A 19,732-nucleotide genomic window follows, 5' to 3' on the forward strand; every position below is an offset into this window, starting at 1 on the left:
TCACCGCTCCTTGCCGGCGAGCCGCTTGACGAGGGCCGGCAGGCGATCGAGGTGGCGCTTCGAGAGGATCGCGTCCGCCTGGACCTCCATCTGGAGGTGCTGGAGCTCCTGCTCGGAGTGCCCGGACATCAGGATGACGCTGAGGTGCCCGAGCCGCTGGTTCTTCCGGAACAGGGTGAGCAGCCGGTCCCCCCGGATGGTGGGCATGAAGACGTCGACGACGACGATGCGCGCCTTCTGCCGCACGATGGCCTGCGTCGCCCCGATGGGGGAGGGGAGCGCGACGACCTGATAGCCGGCCCCGCGCAGCACGCGGCACACCTCTTCCCGGGCGATCTCGCTGTCGTCGATGACGAGCACCGGAGCGCTCTGCGCCGCGCTCGCGGGCGACCGCGACGGCGGCGCCGCGCTCACCGGCGCGCCCGCGTCCTCGGGCGGCGGATCACCCGGCGGCCTGCCCCTGGACGAGGGCGAGCGGGAGCTGTGCGGGTCGCTCATCGGCTCACCCTCCGGGCGTGACCGTCGCGCGGCGCGCCGAGCGGCCGGGGAGCCCCGTCGGGGGCGTCGAGCAGCTGGGCCACGTCGAGGAAGGTGACTGCCCCCTCGCTCGTGTCCACCACCGCGCTCGGCTGGAGCTCCCCGTACACCTCGACCGCGGCCACACACCGCGTGTTGCCGGCGGGCAGCCCCAGGTAGCCGCGCTGGGTCCGGCAGACGACGATCCGGCGCGGGGGGGCGGTCGGCTCCGCGAGAGGCACCGACACGATCACCACAATCCTCCCCCGGTCCTGGAGGACGCCCATCACCCGCGGGTCGGTCCGCGGCAGCGGCGAGGGAGCGCGCCACGCGATGACCTCCTCGACCTGCTGCGCCCTGAGCGCGAACGTCACGCCCCCCAGATCGAAGAGCAGGCAATCGACGACGGCCCTTGCTCGCGGGCCCTTGTCCTCGGCGCCGCCACGCCGGTCGAGCAGCTCCTCCAGCGGATTGAGCGCGTCAGACAAGGTTTCCTTCTTCTATCACAATGGCTGAGCCCGGGGACGCGCTTTTGGGGTGGAACACACAACATCAGGAGAATTCCTACCGAGAGGAATACTTTCTGACAGATGCGCTTGTTCACGTTTGCTGCATTGCGCCAGCCGCGTCGTACTGCGCGCTTCGGCCGGGCGCGGCGCCGGCGCCCGGCGAGGACCACGCAGCGCTCACCCCGTGTCGTATCGGCCCGAGCGCCGGTGTGCTGCGGTCGTCCGCAGCGGACAGCGGGTGTCGAGGCGGGTGTCCGTAGGTCACTTCGCGCGAGGCGCCGACATGCTGTTATCGAGGAGGCCGGCGCGCCGCGGGGAGGGGTGAGGTGTGCTGTCGACCCGAGTCGACCCGCTCCGCCCGCGCGGCGCCCGGCGTCACCGCCCGGTGATCCAGTAATGGAAGGCGTGGAATCCGGAGCCGCGCCGGAGGGCGATCTCGATGGGGGCATTCCCGGAGAGGCGCGCGGCCGGGAGCGGCAGGTCGCGCTCGACCCACGCCCCGGCGGGGATCTCGACGGTCCCGACCTCCTGGCCCGCGACGGAGACCGCGAGCTCGGCGCCGTCCTCCGCGGCCACCCGGAGCACGAGGCGCGCCTCGGCGACCCCGGCGGCGCCCGCGGCGCGCGTGATGAAGCGGTCGGTTTTCCGGTAGAAGCGGCCGCCGTCGGCGATCTCGGGCCGGGCGGGGTCGGGCTCACCCGGCGCGCTGCTGTCGGGGGCGCCGAGCGCGACCGCGTGGTTGTTCTGGTCCGCGAGCGGCCCCGGCCTGTAGTCGTGCGCCGACTCGGACTCGAGGTCCGAGACGTCGAGCTCGTCGAGGATCCGCTCGCCGGGGGCGGCGCGCACCGGCAGCGCGCCGGAGCCGAGGAGCGACCAGCGCGCCTCGTAGGCGATCATCGTGGTGCCGCCGAGGATCGCTTGATCCTCGACGGTGGCGTCGACGAGCTCGCGGCCGAGCACCGGGGTGCACGCCATCCAGTGCGGGTAGACGATGAAGTGCGTCGGCCGCCGCTCCGGGGGCAGCCCCTCGTAGTGCTCGAACCTGGAGCCCGGGCCCGCGACCCAGTAGCGCGCCTCGCCCTCGGTCGTGAGGCCGACGACGTCGAAGGTCCTGCGGCCGCTGAAGTACGCGAGCGCGCCGGTGTCGTTCACGCCGATCCTGGCGTCCTCGGGCAGGTGCTCCGCCGCCCAGCGGCCGAGCCAGACCTGCTGCCGGTCGATGGCGCGCGCGGAGTTCGCGAGGTCGTCGATGGCCCACGGGAGCCGCGCGGCGAGCGCCCCGGCGAAGGCGCCGGCGACGAGCGGGGCGACGTCGTGGAGCGAGCGCTGGAGGCGCTGCGCGAGGTCGCCGATCTCGCGCGCGAGGCAGGCGGCCATGACGATCCACGCCGGCGCGAACGGCCAGACGTAGCGCACGCGGTTCCAGAGGAAGCTCAGGTAGGTGCAGGGCAGGAGCGCGCCGAGCGCGAGCGCGATCACGACGGCGGCGTGCGCGGGGCGGCCCCGCCGGTGCGCGGCCACGACGAGCGCGACCGCGCCGAGGGCGATGACCACGACGGAGCCCTCGGGGAGGAAGACCGCGGTCCACCTGCCGCCGTTGAGCACGTCGGTCGCGAGGAGCTCGACGTTCTCGAGGACGGCGGCGCGGAGCGTGGGGGTGTCGTAGTTGGGGTTGCCGAGCAGCCACTTGACGGCCGTGGTCGAGGAGGTCGCGTGCCCGGCGAGCAGGAGGTTCAAGGCGGGGACGACGAGCGGGCCGACGAGGGGGACGAGGGCGAGCAGGCGGCCGGCGCGGAGGATAGGGGGGGCTGGAGCGGGGACGAGCGAGGGGGCGGGGCGGGGGGCGGTCGCGATGGCGAGCGCGGCGATCAGCGAGGCGAGCGCGCCCTCGGGGCGGAGCAGGGGGGCGAGCAAGCCGGCGAGGGCGAGGGCGCGGGCGGTCGCGGCATACGCGGAGGCCGGGGTGGAGGGGGCGCGCCGGGCGGAGGCCGGCGGGGCGCCGTCCGGGGGGGCCGCGGCGCCGCCTGGGAGCGCGGCGGTGTGGTCCGGCGGGGCCGCGGGGCCGTCGCCGGCGGGCTCCGGCGGCGACGGCTCGCAGAGGGCGGCCGCGAGGCGCGCGGTGCGCGTCAGGATCCAGGCGAAGGCGACCGTCTCCATCCCGCTCCAGGCGAACCAGGCGAACGCCGCGAAGGCGACGCACATGGCGCCCGCGCCGGCCGCCGCCGCAGGCCCGGCGAGCGGGCGCGCGAGGCGCGTGGTCTCGACGGCGAGCGCCGCGTGGAACACGAGCCCGAGCGCCCAGATCGCGTGGACGAGCGAGAGATCGCGCAGGCCGAGCGCGTAGAACGGGGCGAGCAGCACGGGCCAGAGCAGGCTGGTCGCGCCGGTCGAGTAGCCCTCGCCGGCGACGAAGCTGAAGAAGCCGCCCTCCGCGATCCGCCGCGCGTACTGCATGTGGATGAAGGCGTCGTCGAGCGGCAGCGCCGGGTGGCCCGCGTCCGCGAGCACGGCCCGGATGCAGAGCGCGCCGAGGACGCCGCTCGCCGCGAGCGCGGGCGCGTAGGGGAGGGCGCGGGCGGCGAGCGCGCGCAGCAGGGGAGGAAAATTCCAGCGTGGTGCCGCGGCGCGCGACCGGGTGCCTGCGGCGTCGGAGTCGGGCGCCGGAGAGGTCGCGGCGCCGGAGAAGGGCGCCGGATCCGGCGCGGCGCCGGGCCCGTGCGCCGGATCGACTGCGCCGTGATCGCCTTCGGCCATGGGCCGCGACGCATAGCACCGCCCCGCCCGGGGGCCGCGATTTCCCGCGCGTGAGCCGCCGGCATTTGGTAGAGCGCCGGGGCTCCATGGTCTTCCAGCCGCGCCCGAACCACCCGTACGCCACCGCGCCGCGTTTCCCCGACGGCGACGACGTCTCCATCGACGACCTGATCCCGGGCGCCGGCCCCGTGGAGATCGAGATCGGCCCCGGCCGCGGCGGGTTCCTGTTCGAGCGCGCGGCGGCGAGCCCGGAGTCGCGGCTGCTCGGCCTGGAGATCCGGCTGAAGTGGTCGGCGATCGTCGACGAGCGCCTGAGGAAGCAGGGGCTCGGCGGGCGGGTGCGGGCGCTCAACGCCGACGCGAAGGAGGCGCTCTCGCGGCTCAGGCCGGACGCGTCGATCGCGCGGTTCTTCCTGCACTTCCCCGATCCGTGGTGGAAGAAGCGCCACACGAAGCGCCTGGTGATGGGCCCGGCGCTGCTCGACAGCCTCGCGCGCCTGCTCGTCGACGGCGGCGAGCTCTTCGTGCAGACGGACGTCGAGGAGCGCGGGGCGCTCTACGCCGAGCAGATCGGCGCGCACCCGGCGTTCGAGCCCGCCGGCGACGCGCCCGGCTCGCCGCACCTCGAAGAGAATCCCTACGGGGCGAGGAGCCCCCGCGAGCACCACGCGATCGCCGACGGGCTGCCGGTGAGCCGGCTGCGTTACCGGAGGAGGCCGCGCGCCGGCGAGGCAGGGGGCGGGGGGCCGGAGGGGGCGAGCGCGTCGAGCGGCGGTACGACCGCCGATGCCGAGCCGGACACTCAGGGGAGGATGGCCGGCGACGGATCTCCCGTGTAGACCTGCGAGCAGCGGGGCTTCTTCACGTCGGATGGGCAGGTGAGCCCCTGGTAGAAGCTCAGCGATTTCGCCAGGGGGGCGTAGCCGCTCGGGAGCTCCTGCCTCGACACCTGGCCGAAGTAGGAGAGGCACGCGTCGCGCCACCAGCGCGCCTCGTAGTGCTGGATCCCCAGGAACTCGTCCACATCGCCGAAGCGCTTGTCGTCGATACGGCCCTCGACGGCCTTCCATGCTTCTCGCATGAGCCCCACCTCGTCGACGCCGCGGCTGTAACGATGGACGAGCTCCTCCCAGACCGTCCTCCCCGAGCTCAGCTCGTCTCGCCAGCCGACGTGGTGGAAGAAGAGCAGAAAATCGTCCGGCACCGTCTCCCGACTCCCGAACTTCTGTCCAACGGTCGCGAAGTATTGGGCAACGGCGTTGCTGCCCGATGAGGTGCGGTTGAAGCCGATGCCGTTCGCGTCCGCCTTGTGATAATAGACCGGGTTCCACTCGGCGCGTCCCAGGTTGCTCACCCACGGGGCTGGCCCGTAGTGATGATCGCTGCCCATGATGTGGACCAGGCCGAGCGGCGTCATGTAGTCGACGAGCGTCTGGTGGGAGCCCATCATCATTTGAACGACCGGGGTGACGACGACAGGGTCGTTCGAGAAGGTCTGGCGGACCCACTCCTCGGCGATCGCCTCGGCGGAGAGGTCCGGATTCCATGCCAGGCGGCCGAACACGTACCAGTTCGCCTGGTTCATGTGGGACCCGGTCCAGTTCACGTCGTCGCCGACGTTGGCGACGCCCGCGATCGCGGTGGTCGCATGGTCGTGGAGGGATCCGTCGATGACCCGCGCCACGGTCGAGCCCTCGCCGTCCGCGTAGGTGTCCGCCTGAAGGACCTCCTCGTAGAGCGGGCCGAGGTAGGCGAGGTGCGTGTCCTCGCCGAGGTACTCTTTCGTGATCTGGAGCTCGAGGACCAAGGGCGTCTCCGGCATGGCCCCGAACAGCGGATGGAACGGCTCTCGAGGCTGGAAATCGAGGGGGCCGTTCTTGGCCTGCACGAGGACGTTGTCCTTGAAATCGCCGTCCAGCGGCTTGAACTCCTCGTAGGCCTCCTTGATGCGGTCCGGGGGGCTGTCGTCCGAATAGACGAAGGCGCGCCACATCACGATGCCCTGGTGCGGCGCGAGCGCGTCGGCGAGCATGTTGGCGCCGTCGGCGTGGTTCCGCCCGTAGTCCTGCGGCCCCGGCTGGCCCTCGGAGTTCGCCTTCACCAGGAAGCCCCCGAAGTCGGGGATCTGCCGGTAGATCTCGTCGACCTTGTTCACCCACCACTGCTTGACGTTGGCGTTCGCAGGATCGGCCGTGCTCAGGTTGCCGATCTCGATCGGCGCGCTGAAGCGGGCCGTGAGGTAGACCTTGATGCCATAAGGGCGGAAGACATCGGCGATCGCCTTGACCTTCGCGAGGTACGAGGGCGTGAGCACCTGCGCGTTGGCGTTCACGTTCGTGAGCACGGTTCCATTGATGCCGAGGGAGGCGTTGGCCCTCGCATAGTCCTTGTAACGGGGAGAGAGGGTGCCCGGCAGCGCGCTCCAGTCCCAGATGGAGCGGCCCGCGTAACCGCGCTCCACGGTGCGATCGAGGTTGTCCCAGTGGTTCAGGATGCGGTGCTCGATCTTGGGAGCGCCGGTGAGCGACAGCTCCTTGATGGCGCTGTGGCTCTGGACGTGCCGGAGGAGCGCGAAGGTGCCATAGAGCACGCCCACCTCCGTGTTGCCCGCCACGGCGATCACCGGCTGGCCCCCCACGTCCGCGGCCTCGACGAGGTAGCCCTCGGGGCCCAGGGCTCCGAGGCGCGCCGCGAGCGGCAGATCCTTGATGATGTCGGCGGCGGCCGCGCCGATCACCACGGCGCCCGGACCCTCGACGGCCGCGCCGGTCTCGACCGTTCCACCCGTGAGGCCGCCCAGGCCTTTGACGAGCTCGGCCTCGGCGATGTCGAGGGTCGCGCCGCTCCCCGACTTGACCACGCGCTTGAACGCGGCCTGATACTCCGCGAGGCGCCCCGGAATCGGGACCTTCGGGTACCTGAGCCAGAGGTCTGCGCCGGTCTCGTCCGGCAGGGAGTCCGGCACGGGGTACTCCTCGTCGGAGCCCGTCATGCCGCCCGTGCTGCCGGTTGATCCTCCCGTGCCCGTGCCCGTGCCGCCTCCGCTTCCAGGGGTGCCGCCGCCCGCGCCTCCCACGTTGTCCCCGCCGCCGACGCCGCCCCCGCCGCCGGCCGTCCCGTTCGACCCTTGGGGGTCGCTCGGGGAACAGGCGCTCGCGAGAAGGACGCCCAAGAGCCCGATAAAGAGGAGCGGGGCCCTCAGGAGCGTCGTCGAAGGAGACCGTCTGGGGGGCGGTCGACCCGAGCAACTCAACATCTCATTTGCCGAAGGAGGCGTCATGTGGTTCAGCCTTTCCAGTGGAGGAGGCCCAGGGGGGAGAAGCAAAGCGATTGCCGGCTTCAAGGGTGAGTCGCGGCGCTCGCCTCGCGCCGACGCTGGGGGGCTACGGGGCGCGCCCCAGGATCACGGGCGCCGAGGTGAGCCATCCATCACGCGTGCTCGAGCACCACGCCCTCGATGAGGTTGGCGACGTCCTCGCAGCGGTCGGTGGCGTTCTCCAGCTGGTCGTAGATGTCCCGCCACTTCAGCACGAGCAGCGGGTCGGTGCCCTGCTTGAAGAGCGCCGCCAGGGCCGCGCGGTAGTGCGCGTCGGCGGCGTTCTCGTGGCGGTTGATCTCGACGCAGAGCTCGAGCAGCCGGTCGCGGTCCTTCACGTCGCGGAGCGAGCTCGTCGCCGAGCTCATGGTGACGCACGCGGCCACCACCGCCTCCGCGAGGCCGCGCGCCTCCGCCATCACGCTCTGGATCTCGAAGAGGACGATGCGCTCGCTCGCGGCCTCGATGCAATCGAGCACGTCGTCGAGCCGGGTGATCAGCGCGTGGATCTCCTCGCGATCGAGGGGGGTGATCCAGGTCTTGTGCAGCGCGGCCAGGCAGCTGTGCGTGATCCGGTCCCCCTCGTGCTCGAGCTCCTTGATCTTCTTGGCGATGGCCGGGGCGTCCTCGAGCCGGTCGAGCATGTCCAGGAGGAGCTTGCTCGCCGTGACGCTCTTCTGCGCGTGCTCGGCGAGGGCGTCGAAGAAGATGGCATCCCGGGTCAGTCCCATGCCGAGGTGGTAACCCGGCGTCGCCGCGCGCGTCAACGCGCAGACTCCAGCGAGCGCGCCTCGTTGTTAAAATGAAAATAAGCTGAACTGCGCCCGCCCCTCGCGACGCCCCCCGCCGGTCTCCGCGATCGAGCACGCCGATAAGCTCGGGTCCGGTCTCAACCTGAGTCGGGCCGGCCCCAGTCACACGTCAGGGGGAGCTCCACGATGAACGTGGCGCCTGCGCCCAGCGTGCTCTCCACGCGGATGGTGCCGCCGTGCGAGGTCACGATCCAGCGCACGATGTAGAGCCCGAGCCCCAGACCGCCGAAGTTCCGGACCGACACCGCGCGCTCGAAGCGCTCGAAGATCCTGGCTTGATCCGCCTCGGCGATGCCTATCCCTTGATCCCGGACGACCAGCAGCGCCCGATCCGCCTGCCGGCGTACGGCGACCTGAATGAGCCCGCCCGCGCCGTACTTCAACGCATTCGACAGCAGGTTGATGAGGACCTGCTCCATCCGCGACGGATCCCAGTGCCCGACCACGGGCTCGTCCAGGTCGAGCTGGACGCTGCAACGGGCGTCCGCGAGCTGCTCGCTCATCCGCTCGACGACCTCGCGCGCCAGGGCCGCCAGATCGAGGGGCGCGCGCGCGAGCGTCAGCCGCCCGGCGTTCAGCCGCGTCACGTCGAGCAGCTCGTCGACCAGGTGCCCGAGCCGCGCGACCTGGCGGTTCAGGATCCGCAGCGTCGTCTCGATCCGCTGCGGTGCGAGCTCCGCGCCCTGATGGCGGCGCAGCAGGCGCTCGACGAGCTGCCCCTGCATCTGGAGCGAGGTGAGCGGGGTCTTGAGCTCGTGCGAGGCGACGACGAGGAACTCGTCCCGCCGCTCGATCGCCTCCTGGGCCTCGGCGAACAGACGGGCGTTGTCGAGCGCGAGCGCCGCACGGCTCCCCAGCTCCTCGGCCAGCCACAGGTCGGCGGGGCCGTAACGGCGCCGGGGCGTGGTCGACAGCAGGGTCATGACCCCGAAGCAGCGGTCGCGCGCGAGGAGCGGAACCCGGAGGAACGCGTGAACGTCGAGCTGCTGCAAGAGGGGCGCAGCCCGGACGTCGCCCACCTCCGGCCGGCTCGGCGACGCCGCGGTCAACGGCCGCAGCGCGTCCTTCACGGCGTCGACCAGCGCGGCCGGCACGCCCGCGGTGGCCGCCTCTGCCATGGCGTCCTGATGCAGGCGCACGTCGACGACGCACTGGTCGGCCAGCTCGGGCACAGCGAGCTGCGCCACGCTCTCCAGGGTCGCGCTGTAGCCGAGGGCCATCAGCTTGCGGCTCGCCTCGGCCAGGAAGCGCTCGGCCTGCTCGGCCCGCTTGCGCTCGGTGATGTCCGTCGAGATGCCGCAGAGCACGCCGGGCATGACCGCCTCGCCGAGCGGGAACTTCAGCGACAAGAACGTGTGCGGCCCATCCTCCAGCAGCACCACCTCCTCGCACTCCAGCGGCTCGCCCTCGTCGAGCACCTTCCGGTCATTGTCTCCAACGATCGCGACGGTCGGAGCAGGAAAGAGGTCGGCGTCGGTCTTGCCGAGGATCTCGTGGCTCGACATGCGCAGGGCGTTGCCCGCCTGCCGGTTGACGAGCAGGTACCGGCCCTCGCGATCCTTCAGGTAGATGGACGCCGCCGAGTTGTCGACGATCGCCCGGAGGGTCTCCTGGTTGGTCTTGAGCGCCTGCTCCGCCCGCCGCCGCTCGGCGTTCTCCTGCTCGACCCGGGAGTAGAGCAGGGCGTTCTCCAGCGAGATGGCCGACTGCGAGGCGAGCAGCTCGAGCACGCTGAGCCGCCCGGGGGTGAACGCCCCGGCGACGAGCTTGTTCTCCAGGTAGAGCAGGCCGAGCAGCCAGCCTTGCCGCACGATCGGGAGGCACAGCACCGACCTCGTCCTCCTCTGCGTGAAATACTCGTCCTCCGAGAACGGGTGCCTGGCGGCGGCGTCGTCGAGCAGCACGCGCTCGTGGCTCCGGCGAACATAGTTGAGGATGGATCGCGGCAGCGGCGGCGAAGGCGCCTCGCCCGCGTCGAGCAGCCGCGCCGCGCCCCCGCACTCCGCGATCGCCGCCGCGGTCGAGAGCTGATCGTCCCGGACCAGGAGCACGACCCCCTCTCCGGCGCCCGCGTGCTCGATCACGATGCGCAGCAGCATCTCGAGCAGGCGCGGCAGGTTGAGCTCGCCGGAGATGCTCTGCGAGGCCTTGACCACCGACAGGACGTCGAACTGCTCGGCCCGGACGGCGAAGGTGACGGTGGGCGCGATCGGCCTGCGCTCGATGAGGAACGGATACCGCTGGTCGAGCTGCTCCACCTTGGCGTGGGCGCCCCAGCGGAAATAGCCGGCGCGGGCCCTGCGCAGGTAGGCGCCTTCGGGCGTGGACAGGCCGCGCGCGCGGTAGAACCCCGCGGCGAGCTCGCAGGCGATGGCCTCGTGCTGCACGAAGCCGTGCTCCTGCGCCGACGAGGCGGCCTGCTCGTAGAGCCGGCCGGCCTCCGACTCCTGCCCTCGGATCCGGGCGATCTCGGCGCGGACCAGGGCGTGTTTGTGGAGGAAGTTCTCGGGGCAGCTCTCCGCCCACGCGCCGAGCTGCCGCTCGCAGTCGACGAGCGCTCCGGGGAGATCCTGCTGCTGCGGCCGCGGCGCCTCGCCGTGCAGGGCGGCGAGCGCCAGCGCGCGGTAATAGAGGGCCTCGGCGACCAGCGCGTGCGCGTCGATCCTCCAGCGGTCATCGACGAGCACGAGGGCCGCCGCCGCGAGCGCCTCTCCGGGGGAGCCGAGGAGGAACAGCGCCTGAGCCTTCACGCCGTAGTACAGGCTGTGCGCGCTGCGCGCGTCCCCCGGAGGGAGCCGCGCCTCGAAGCCCGCCAGATCCAGCTCGGATCCATCCAGCATCGAGAACCGGACCGGCCGCCCGCGCAGCGCCTGGACGACGTACCGGACGCCGAGCAGGACGCCATGAACGAACGCGTAGCCGGCCTTGCGCACGAAGCCGAGGCGAGCCTCGGTCTGGCGGAGGACGTCCTCCAGCGGCTCACCGCAGAGCAGCGGGAACAGCGGCGCCCAGATGCAGTTGTAACATGCGTTGTTCCAGTCGCCGCACTCCACGGCGGCGTCGAAGCCGAGGCGCGTGGAGGGAGCGGTCTCCCGGTAGTGGCGCGTCCAGAAGACGATCTGCTGCCCGAACAGCGTGAACACCGCGGACTTCGTGGCGAGGGCGCGGCTCCTGTCCGCCAGGTCGTAGCCGAGCTTGCCGAACAGGTAAGCCTCCCTGTACCGCCCGAACCGCGGGCCGAGCACCCTCGCGAAGGCGACGTACGCGTGGGCGGAGGTCTCGGCGTTCCCGTGGCGCAGGCTGAGCTTGACCATGCGCGCGGCGAGCAGGTAGTGCAGGTTCTGGTCCACGAAGTAGGACGCGATGACCATGCCGCGGAGGAGGCTCATCGCGCCGCCGATCTCCGGGTGCGCCATCGGCGGCAGGTGGATCAGATCCTCGATCGCGCGGCCCCCCAGGGCCTGCCAGACGCTCTCGGTCTCCTCGTCGACCTGCGCGTCGGTGACGTGGATCGACAGCTCGATGTCCCAGGCGCGGAGGCACGACAGCCCGATCTCCACGGCGCGGTCGCATCGCCCGCGGGTGACGTTCAGCGCGACGGCGAGCTCGACGGCGGCGGCCCGCTCGATCCTGGTCCGCGCGCGATCCATGAGCTCTCCGAGCAGCCGCTCGGCTTCCTCGAAGCTGCCGGTGACGTACGCGGCGTGCGCGTGCTCCAGGCTCAGGTCGTAGGCCAGCGCGTACTGCGCCTCCCAGCGGTCCTGCGCGAGCAGCGCCATGCCGGCGGCGAAGAGGGCGGCGGCGGTCTCGTAGGCCGCCGCGGCCTTGGCCCTCCTGCCGGCGCGGAGGTTGAGCGCGGCGAGCTCGTCCCGCTCCGCCGGGGAGCGGAGGAGCGCGGCGCCGCGGTTGAGGTGGCCCACGAGGTCGAACAGCGCCTCGTCGCGCTCTGCCGCGCTCCGCCCCCGGAGGAGCAGCCGGCCGATGCAGAGGTGCACCTCGGCGCGCTGCGCGGCCGGGATGAGCGCGTAGGCGGCCTGCTGCACCCGGTCGTGCAGGAACCGGTAGGTCCCGTCACGGGAGAGGAGCAGCCCCTCGCGCACGGCCTCGGCGAGCGCCTCGCAGAGCTCCGACGCCGGGCGGCTCGCGACCACCGCGAGGGCGTCGAGGGTCAGGCTGCCGCCGAGGCACGCCGCGAGCTTGAGCGCGTCCTGCGTCGGGGCCGAGAGCCGCTTCAGCTTGCCCGCCATCAGCTCGATGACGTTGTCGCTGAAGCCCTTGTCGCGGATCGCCGCGATGTTCCACCGGAACGCGCCCGCCTCGGCGTCGAAGGCGATGAGCCTCTCTTCATGCAGCGCGATCAGGAACTGGATCACGAAGAAGGGGTTGCCGCCGGTCTTCTCGTAGACGAGCCGGGCGAGCGGCTCGACCTGCTCGGCCGGGGCGTGGACCGCCCCTGCGACGAGGGCTCCGACGTCGGCGATCGAGAGCGGCGCGAGGACGATGTCGGTGATGAGGGCGCCGCGCTTCCGCGCGTCGGCCAGCGTGAGCGACAGCGGGTGCGCCGGGCCGACCTCGTTGTCCCGGTAGGCGCCGATCAGCAGGAGGCGCTCGGCCTCGGCGTAGGTGACGAGCTGCTCGAGCAGCTGCAAGCTCCCGGCGTCGGCCCACTGCAGATCGTCGAGGAAGAGCACCATCGGGTGCTCCTTCTGGGCGCACGCCGCGACGAAGCGCTGGAGCGTCGCGTGGAACCGGCGCCGCGCCTCGGCGGCCGGGAGCTCCGGCGCGGGCGGCTGCGGGCCGAGGAGCAGCTCGAGCTCGGGGAGCACCTCGGCGAGCAGGCCACCGTTCGTGCCGAGGGCGTCCCGGAGGCGCTGCCGCCAGCGCTCGAGCTCCTCCTCGCTGACGCACAGGATCTCCTGCACGAGCCCCCGGAACGCCTGCAGAAAGGCGTGGTAGGGGATGTCCCGCTTGAGCTGATCGAACTTGCCGCTCCGGAAGAAGCCCCGCTCGCGCACCGCCGGCCGGCGCAGCTCGGCGACGAGCGAGGACTTGCCGACGCCCGAGTAGCCCGACACGAGCACGAGCTCCGGCCGGCCCTGCGCCACCACGCGCTCGAAGACGGCGAGCAGCGCCCGGGCCTCGCGCTCGCGTCCATAGAGCTGCTGCGGGATTTGGAGCTGGTCGGAGACGTCGCGCTGTCCGAGCGGGAAAGCGTCGATGGCGCCGCTCGTCCGCAGCCGGGCGAAGCACACCTCGAGGTCGTGCCGCAGGCCGAGCGCGCTCTGGTAACGCTCCTCGGCGGCCTTGGCGAGCAGCTTGAGCACGACCGCTGACAGCTGCGGCGGGATCGCGGGGACGATCGCGTGGGGCGGGCGTGGATTCAGGGCGATGTGGCAGTACACCCATTCCACGGGATCGCTCGCCTGGAAGGGCAGGGTGCCAGTCAGCATCTCGTAGAAGGTGACGCCGAGGGAGTACAGGTCGGTCCGCTCGTCGATGCATCGGTTCATCCGGCCCGTCTGCTCCGGGGCCATGTACGCCAGCGTGCCCGCGATGAGCGCGTCGTGGGCGGCGTCCTGGGGCTCGCGGGGCGAGAGGCAGGCGATCCCGAGATCGGTGATCTTCACCTCCTCGGTGCTGGGGTTGTAGAGGAGGTTCTGGGGCTTGATGTCCTTGTGGACGACGTGGTGCCGATGCAGCTCGGCGAGCGCGGCGGAGAGGCGCACGGCGAGGGGGAAGAAGTGCTCGAGCGGCATGGGCCGCCCGTCGAGGAGCCGGTCGAGCGAGCGGCCGCCGAAGTCCTCCAGGACCAGCGCCGCCTGATCGCCGAACGCGTCGAGCGCGTGGGCCTTGACGATGACGGGCGCGTCGAGCGCCCTGGCGACCTCGTGCTCGTGCTGCAGCCGCGCGAGGGCGCGCGGGCTCGCGTGGTCGCGCCGCAGGACCTTGAGGACCACTGGCCGCTCGTCCCCTGTGCGCCGGGCGCGGTAGAGGACGGTGTCTGCCCCCTCGTGCAGGATCTCGAGCACGCTGTAGCGGGGACTATCGGGCAGCATAGGAACATCTTCGAGAGCCGGAGTGGCCTTCGAGGCATCGAGTGTCACACAGGATGTTGTCAAAAGCGCCGCGTTTCGCCACGGGCAAATAGCGTCGCGCCGGCTCGCCTGCGGCGCCTCCGGTCATGCCCGCCGGGAGCGACCTGTTGGCCGCGGAACACCGTACCTGGCGAGCACGTCCCGGACACGATCCAGCGGAATGGCTTCCACGGTGCGCCCGTTGCCCGTGGTGGTCTCGGCCGTGAAGAGCGCGTTGTAGATGGCCTCTTCCGTCGCCTCGATCGCGGCCTGGAACAGCGCGGACGTCTCCTCGTTCGAGAGCTCCGTCGTCGCGAGCCGCTTCGCGCCGGCGGGGCGCCGGACCGAGGGGCTCGTCGAGAAGCCCACCGCGTAGTCGCCTGATCCGTTCGCGGCGGAGGAGCCAGTGCGCGCGAGGCCCAGGATGGCGCGGGCCGCGAGGCGTCCGACGTTGCGATCGGACAGGGGTGCGTCCGTCGCGACCGCGATGAGGATGGACCCGTCTCCCTGGTCTGCCTCGACCTCCGACCGGAAGGGGTACCGGCCGAGCTCCTCGCCGACCGGCGCCCCCATCACCTGCAGCACGCCGCCGAAGTTCGCCTGGACCAGCACGCCGACAGAGGACCCGCCGAGCGACGCCGGCAGGACGCGCGACGCGGTGCCGATCCCGCCCTTCCACCCGAACGCGACGGTCCCCGTGCCCGCGCCGACGCACCCCTCCTGCACGGGCCCTTCCCGCGCCGCTTCCAGGGCCGCGCGCACGTGGGCGGCGGTGATCGGGCGGAGCCGGATCGCGTTGAGCAGCCCGTCGTTGGTCTCGCCGACCACGGGGTTGAGCGAGCGCACGTGCTCCATGCCCGGCTGCTCCAGCATCCATTCGACGAGCGCGTCGGCCGCCCGGAACACGGAGAGCGTGCTCGTGAGGAGGAGGGGCGTCTCCAGCTCGCCGAGCTCGCGGACCTGCGTCGAGCCGACGATCTTGCCGAACCCGTTGCCCACGTGGATCGCGGCGGGGACGCGGTCGAGGTAGAGGTTGCCTCCGTGAGGGAGGACGGCGGTGACGCCGGTACGGATGGAGTCTCCCTCGATGAGCGTCGCGTGCCCGACGCGCACGCCGCCCACGTCGGTGATCGCGTTCAGCGGGCCCGGGTCGAAGATCCCTGGCGCCACCCCGAGATCACGGGCGCGCATGGCGCCTCCGGCCGGGGATCCGGACAGGGACATGAAGAGCGCACAGGCTGCCTCGTGCGCTCGGCAGCGAGCTCACGACGCCGGTCAGGAGAGGAGGGCTGGCGCCCTCGGACGCGACGCGCGCCGAGGTGACGCGGGGCGGACGGCAGGAAAACGCGGTACTCACGGGATGCGGCGTCATCGACCTTATCCTTGATCCTTATCAACCCTATCAACCTTATCAACCTTCGTGCCAGGCGTGCCCGTCCCCGTCGTGCCTCGTCCTGCCGCCCGCCCGCGCGGTGCGGTAATCGTACAGTTTCCCGCGCCCCGCCGGCGCCTTTACACTACTTCAAACAACCCTCCGGGCGCGCTCTTCCGCGGTGAAAACATCGATCGCTGCCGTCCAACACCGCGGCCTGAAAGCGCGATCCGTGCTGGAGAGCTTGACCGAGCAGCTTTTGCCTGTAGCTTGCGGGAATATCGCACCCTGGAGGCCTCCGCGGAAAAGCACCGGGAGCTCTGGAGTTGTCCACTGGCGACCTTTCTTCTTGAGGCTGAGATGATCTGGAGACACAGGAGACCCCTGCGGATGACCGCTGCCGGGCTCGCCGGACCGGCGCTGCTCGCGTCGGCGACGGCGATCGCCGCGCCGAACCAGGCGACCCACCAGCACACGGCGATACCGGCCTACTGGGGGCCGGATACCGGGGCCGGAGCCGAGCTCTTCGCCCGGCTCGAGCAGAACGTCCCGACGAGCGAGATCGTCGTCCTCAACGGCAGCGACTCGAAGCCGCAGGCGCCGTTCAACCAGGCATGGGCCGAGACGATCGAGGAGATCCACGGCGCGGGCGCGCTGGCCATCGGGTACGTGGACACCGGCTATTACGGCTTCGGCTTCCCGCCCGTCGCGCCGCATCCCACCAGGCTGGACGGCCCAGGGCATGGAGGCAGCTCGGTCGCCGACTGGACGGCGCAGATACTGCAAGATATCGACGACTGGTATGCGCTCTATGGTGCGTACGGCGTCGACGGCATCTTCCTCGACCAGAGCGTCGCGTCGTGCGGCACCGCGGCCGACCCGGATCTCTACGTCGATCTGTACGCGGCCATCAGCGACTACATCAGCGGAAACTACCCCGGGGCGTACATCATCCTCAACCCCGGCTTGCCGGTGGAGCCATGTTACGGCGACGTCGCCGACACGATCGTCACGTTCGAGGGCAGCTACGACAAGTACATGGGCGATGAGGTCCCGCCGGCGTCGTGGCAGCTCGAGAGCGCGACCCCTGAGAAGTTCTGGCACCTCGTCTACGACGTGCCGGACGAGGCGGCCATGGCCGATGTCGTCGCGCGCAGCAAGCAGCAGAACGCCGGCTACGTGTACGTCACCGACGACCAGCTCGCGTTCGACTCCTCCGGGACCGTGCTCGATTACCCCTGGGACACCCTGCCGCCCTACTGGCACGCCGAGCTGATCGAGGCGGCCGGCGTCGTCGACACCGTTGTGCCCGATCCGCCGGACGGCCTCGACGCGACGGCCGCGTCGGGCACCTCGGCGGCGCGCGTGAGCCTGACCTGGAACAACCCCTGGGACAACGTCGCGACCGTCGGCTACGAGGTGTTCAGCGGTGGGGTCTCGATCGGGACGACCTACGACAACGCGATGACGGTGACCGGCCTGCTCCCGTCCACGAGCTACTCGTTCCAGGTGAAGGCCTGGGACGTGGCGGGCAACGTGAGCGACCTCAGCTGCCCGCTGCTCGTGACGACACCTGCGGCGGCCGCGGCGCCGATCCTGAGCCCGTCCGCGTGCCTGAGCGCCTCGGTGGCGAGGTACCAGGCCGCGTACGTCGATCCGTTCACGCACCGTCGGGTGTTCATCAACAGCGACAACAACACGGCGACCGGGTACGACCTCTCACCGGGGCAGCCCGCCGGCATCGATCACATGATCGAGAACGGCGCGCTGTACCGGCACGCGGGGCCCGGCTGGGCGTGGACCCAGGTGAGCGGCGTCTCGCCGCTGGTCTCGACCGCGGGCGATGTCTACGTCTGGGAGGTGCCGATCAGCGCGTTATCCGGGGCGGCCGCCACGCAGGTGGTGGTGTTCCAGGCGAGCTCGCCCGACGCGTACAGCGCGGCGCTCACGGTCACGCAGGGCGACGGCTGCTGAGCCGGAGCCTAGGCTCTGTCTGACGAGCTGCTGCGCGGCCCGATCCGTCGGTCGATCTCGCTCGAAATACTGCAGTATCCCTCGCTCGCTCTCCCCAGGCTCGGGCCGCTCGCGACGTTCGTCAGACAGAGCCTACTCGTTGAAGTAGGCCTGGATGTCGAGGAACTCCTGCGTGAACAGGGTCCTGAAGAACTCCGTGTCGGTGCCGGGCTCCAGGTCGAGGTACCGGGTGTACTCCAGCAAGGTCTTCTGGCCGCACACCCTGGTGACCTCCCCGAATGCATAATACTCCTGCATGCCGAACGCCGGCTCCCGGAGCCGGTAGAGCACCTGGTGCAGCTCGTCGGAGCGGTACACGGCCTCCTCATGGAGCGTGACGCCCCCGGAGGTGAACTGGAAACGCGAAGGGATGATCTCCGGGCCGCCGCCGTCCACCCACAGGAACGTCGGCGCCACGTCCGGGAGGACGGCGAGCACGAACCTCTCGGCGTCGCGGAGCACCGGCCAGATCTCGCTCACAGGTGGGTCGAGGACCACGGCCTGATAGCTCAGATACCGATTCCCTCCGATGTTCGTGAACACGAATACGCTCTCCGCGTCGTCGTTGCACCTGATCTTGCGCGCCGCGCCGTCCGCGGCGCCGGCGTTGCGGTCGCTCGCGGCCGCGTCGCCCGCCCAGAGCAGCGCGGTCAGGCAGCTCGCGAGTACGATCGAAATGCCCGTAGTTCCTCTCATTGTCAAGCTCCTCTCGGTACGATCGGGGGATGAGGGTGTGTTCGATGACGCGGCGCTTCGCTCGTCAAGCGCGTGGTCCCATCGCGATTCCGCCGCGATTCCGTCGCGATCCCAGTCCAGCAGAGATCTCGCGATCGCAAGCGAGCTGAGCGTTCGCCGGCCAACTGAAGCAGCTTAGCAAGCTCATCCATATACCGTCGAGCCGAAATTGACGGCCTGCGTCTCGAGCTGCGCTCGGCCACCGTCGCGGGCCCGGTCCTGCCCACAGCCGCCGCGTTTCGTCCGAGACCGTGGACGAGATGGCGAGCTGCTTTCCCTCAGGGAGCGCCGCGTTGACGCCACCGTCATGCTCCCGATAGCCTGGCCTGCGTCGAGGGGGCGCCGTACCCGGGGGAGGGGGCCTGGGCAGTGCACAACTGCCCGAGGTGACCATGTTGAGCTGGCTCCGCAAATTAGGGTCGTCAGGGCCCCTGGCCATCCACCCTCCGTGGCAAGCCGGCCAGTACGTGACCTATTTCCTCGAGCGTGACGACGGCGGGTGGGTCGCCTTCGCGCTGCGCTTGCTGGGCCGGGCCGACGACGGCTCCTGGATGGTCGGCGCCGACTTCAAGAACCCGGCGGGCGAGATCGCCGTCTGGTTCCGCCAGGAGCGCGACGCCCTCCTGTCGAGGGCGAGCGGCCCCCTGGACGGACCCATGGGCCGGTTGTCGCCTCGCCGGGGAGAACTCCTCTGGCTGGCGGCGAATCATCGAGGGTTCATCTTCGACCTGCACAACGCCGGGATCGACGGCCTCGCCTGCGACGCCGTCTACTCTGCGGACGCCGGTGACCGCCTCGCGCACGTCACCGCCTTCGGGTGCATCTCCAAGACGAATCCCCGCCGCGGGACGACGCTGACCGAGATGGAGGGGGTATTCCGAGCGATCCTCGAGAGCTTCTGCTTCCTCTGAGGGACCAAGCCCGGCAGTTCGCTGCGGCTTCGCGGCCACAGGCACCCCCCCACGAGCCGCCCCCCGCCCGCTTGACCGCGCATCCTTTGGTTGATAAATAAGTCAACCAACGCGTGGGGTGGGGCGTCCGTGTGTCCTCGTAGCGCCGAGCAGTTCGAGCAGATCAAGGACGAGCGGCGCCGCGCGCTGCTCCGCGCGGCGCGCGTCGTCTTCAGCCGAAAGGGGTTCGCGGCCGCGAAGATCGCCGACGTCGCGGCGCAGGCCGGGATCAGCCACGGGCTCGTCTACCACTACTATCCCGAGAAAGAGTCCTTGTTCGCCGCCACCATCGAGGCCTCGGCGGAGGGCTGGGCGGCGCTCGTCGCATCGGTGCGCGCGCAGGCGGGGACGCCCTGGGATCGCCTTGTTTCCCTGTGCGGGCAGATGATCGCCGGCATGCGCGAGGAGCCGGAGCACCTCCTGATGACGGTGCACGTCTACTCCGAGGACGCCTCGCCCGGCGTGCGCGACGTGCTGAGGCGCATCCGGCAGCAGGTCCTCGGCGATCTGGAGGTGATGATCCAGGACGGCCAGCGCGCAGGCCAGGTCGCGCCCGGCGACCCCGCGGCGCTGACGCGCGCCCTGATCGCCATCGTCCAGGGCCTCGCCATCAACCGCCTCGTCGAGCCCGAGGCCGCGCTGCCGCCGCTCGACGTGGTGCTCCGGATCCTGAGGGCATGA

12 protein-coding genes are annotated in these 19,732 nt (G+C 71.1%); 4 read left to right on the top strand and 8 right to left on the bottom strand.

Translation table 11 applies throughout. The features are described from left to right. The 3 genes from WMF43_RS04970 to WMF43_RS04980 form a co-directional block, all read right to left on the bottom strand. Entirely contained in the window at positions 1 to 498 is a 498-nt protein-coding gene (locus tag WMF43_RS04970) for a response regulator (RefSeq protein ID WP_437677798.1), read from the bottom strand. Next, positions 495 to 1,004, bottom strand: coding sequence for a chemotaxis protein CheW (locus tag WMF43_RS04975; RefSeq protein WP_437677800.1), 510 nt, complete (start codon positions 1,002 to 1,004; stop codon positions 495 to 497). The genes WMF43_RS04970 and WMF43_RS04975 overlap by 4 nt, the downstream gene beginning before the upstream one ends. Before the next feature lie 396 nt (positions 1,005 to 1,400). Further along, positions 1,401 to 3,779, bottom strand: a complete 2,379-nt coding sequence (locus WMF43_RS04980; protein WP_437677802.1) for a hypothetical protein — start codon at positions 3,777 to 3,779, stop codon at positions 1,401 to 1,403. A gap of 86 nt (positions 3,780 to 3,865) precedes the next feature. Here WMF43_RS04980 and trmB point away from each other — a divergent pair, with 86 nt between their 5' ends. Next, positions 3,866 to 4,618, top strand: a complete 753-nt coding sequence (trmB, locus tag WMF43_RS04985) for a tRNA (guanine(46)-N(7))-methyltransferase TrmB (protein WP_437677804.1) — start codon at positions 3,866 to 3,868, stop codon at positions 4,616 to 4,618. Here the strand turns inward: trmB and WMF43_RS04990 are convergent. The 4 genes from WMF43_RS04990 to WMF43_RS05005 all read right to left on the bottom strand — a co-directional run bounded on the left by WMF43_RS04990 (position 4,582) and on the right by WMF43_RS05005 (position 15,172). Next, positions 4,582 to 7,035, bottom strand: coding sequence for an alpha-glucuronidase family glycosyl hydrolase (locus WMF43_RS04990; RefSeq protein ID WP_437677806.1), 2,454 nt, complete (start codon positions 7,033 to 7,035; stop codon positions 4,582 to 4,584). The two genes, trmB and WMF43_RS04990, sit on opposite strands and share 37 nt — an antisense overlap. A 173-nt stretch (positions 7,036 to 7,208) precedes the next feature. Beyond that, positions 7,209 to 7,826 (bottom strand): DUF47 domain-containing protein, encoded by a 618-nt coding sequence (locus tag WMF43_RS04995; RefSeq protein ID WP_437677807.1) that lies wholly within the window; start codon positions 7,824 to 7,826, stop codon positions 7,209 to 7,211. A 158-nt stretch (positions 7,827 to 7,984) separates the two neighbouring features. Then, positions 7,985 to 13,960: an AAA family ATPase gene (locus WMF43_RS05000; RefSeq protein ID WP_437683946.1), complete on the bottom strand. Its 5,976-nt coding sequence runs from the start codon at positions 13,958 to 13,960 to the stop codon at positions 7,985 to 7,987. A gap of 126 nt (positions 13,961 to 14,086) precedes the next feature. After that, positions 14,087 to 15,172 (bottom strand): P1 family peptidase, encoded by a 1,086-nt coding sequence (locus tag WMF43_RS05005; RefSeq protein WP_437677808.1) that lies wholly within the window; start codon positions 15,170 to 15,172, stop codon positions 14,087 to 14,089. 571 nt (positions 15,173 to 15,743) lie between these two features. Between WMF43_RS05005 and WMF43_RS05010 the strand changes: the two genes are divergently transcribed. Beyond that, entirely contained in the window at positions 15,744 to 17,327 is a 1,584-nt protein-coding gene (locus WMF43_RS05010) for a spherulation-specific family 4 protein (RefSeq protein WP_437677810.1), read from the top strand. A gap of 132 nt (positions 17,328 to 17,459) precedes the next feature. Here WMF43_RS05010 and WMF43_RS05015 read toward each other — a convergent pair whose 3' ends face one another. Continuing rightward, positions 17,460 to 18,062 (bottom strand): hypothetical protein, encoded by a 603-nt coding sequence (locus WMF43_RS05015; protein WP_437677812.1) that lies wholly within the window; start codon positions 18,060 to 18,062, stop codon positions 17,460 to 17,462. A 506-nt stretch (positions 18,063 to 18,568) separates the two neighbouring features. Here WMF43_RS05015 and WMF43_RS05020 point away from each other — a divergent pair. Together WMF43_RS05020 and WMF43_RS05025 are read left to right on the top strand one after the other, a co-directional pair. After that, complete coding sequence (locus WMF43_RS05020) at positions 18,569 to 19,012, top strand: hypothetical protein (protein WP_437677814.1); 444 nt, start codon at positions 18,569 to 18,571, stop codon at positions 19,010 to 19,012. Positions 19,013 to 19,141: 129 nt separating this feature from the next. Beyond that, positions 19,142 to 19,732 (top strand): TetR/AcrR family transcriptional regulator, encoded by a 591-nt coding sequence (locus tag WMF43_RS05025; protein ID WP_437677815.1) that lies wholly within the window; start codon positions 19,142 to 19,144, stop codon positions 19,730 to 19,732.

It is taken from the genome of Sorangium sp. So ce131 (genome assembly GCF_051519095.1).
Classification (GTDB): Bacteria; Myxococcota_A; Polyangia; order Polyangiales; family Polyangiaceae; genus Sorangium.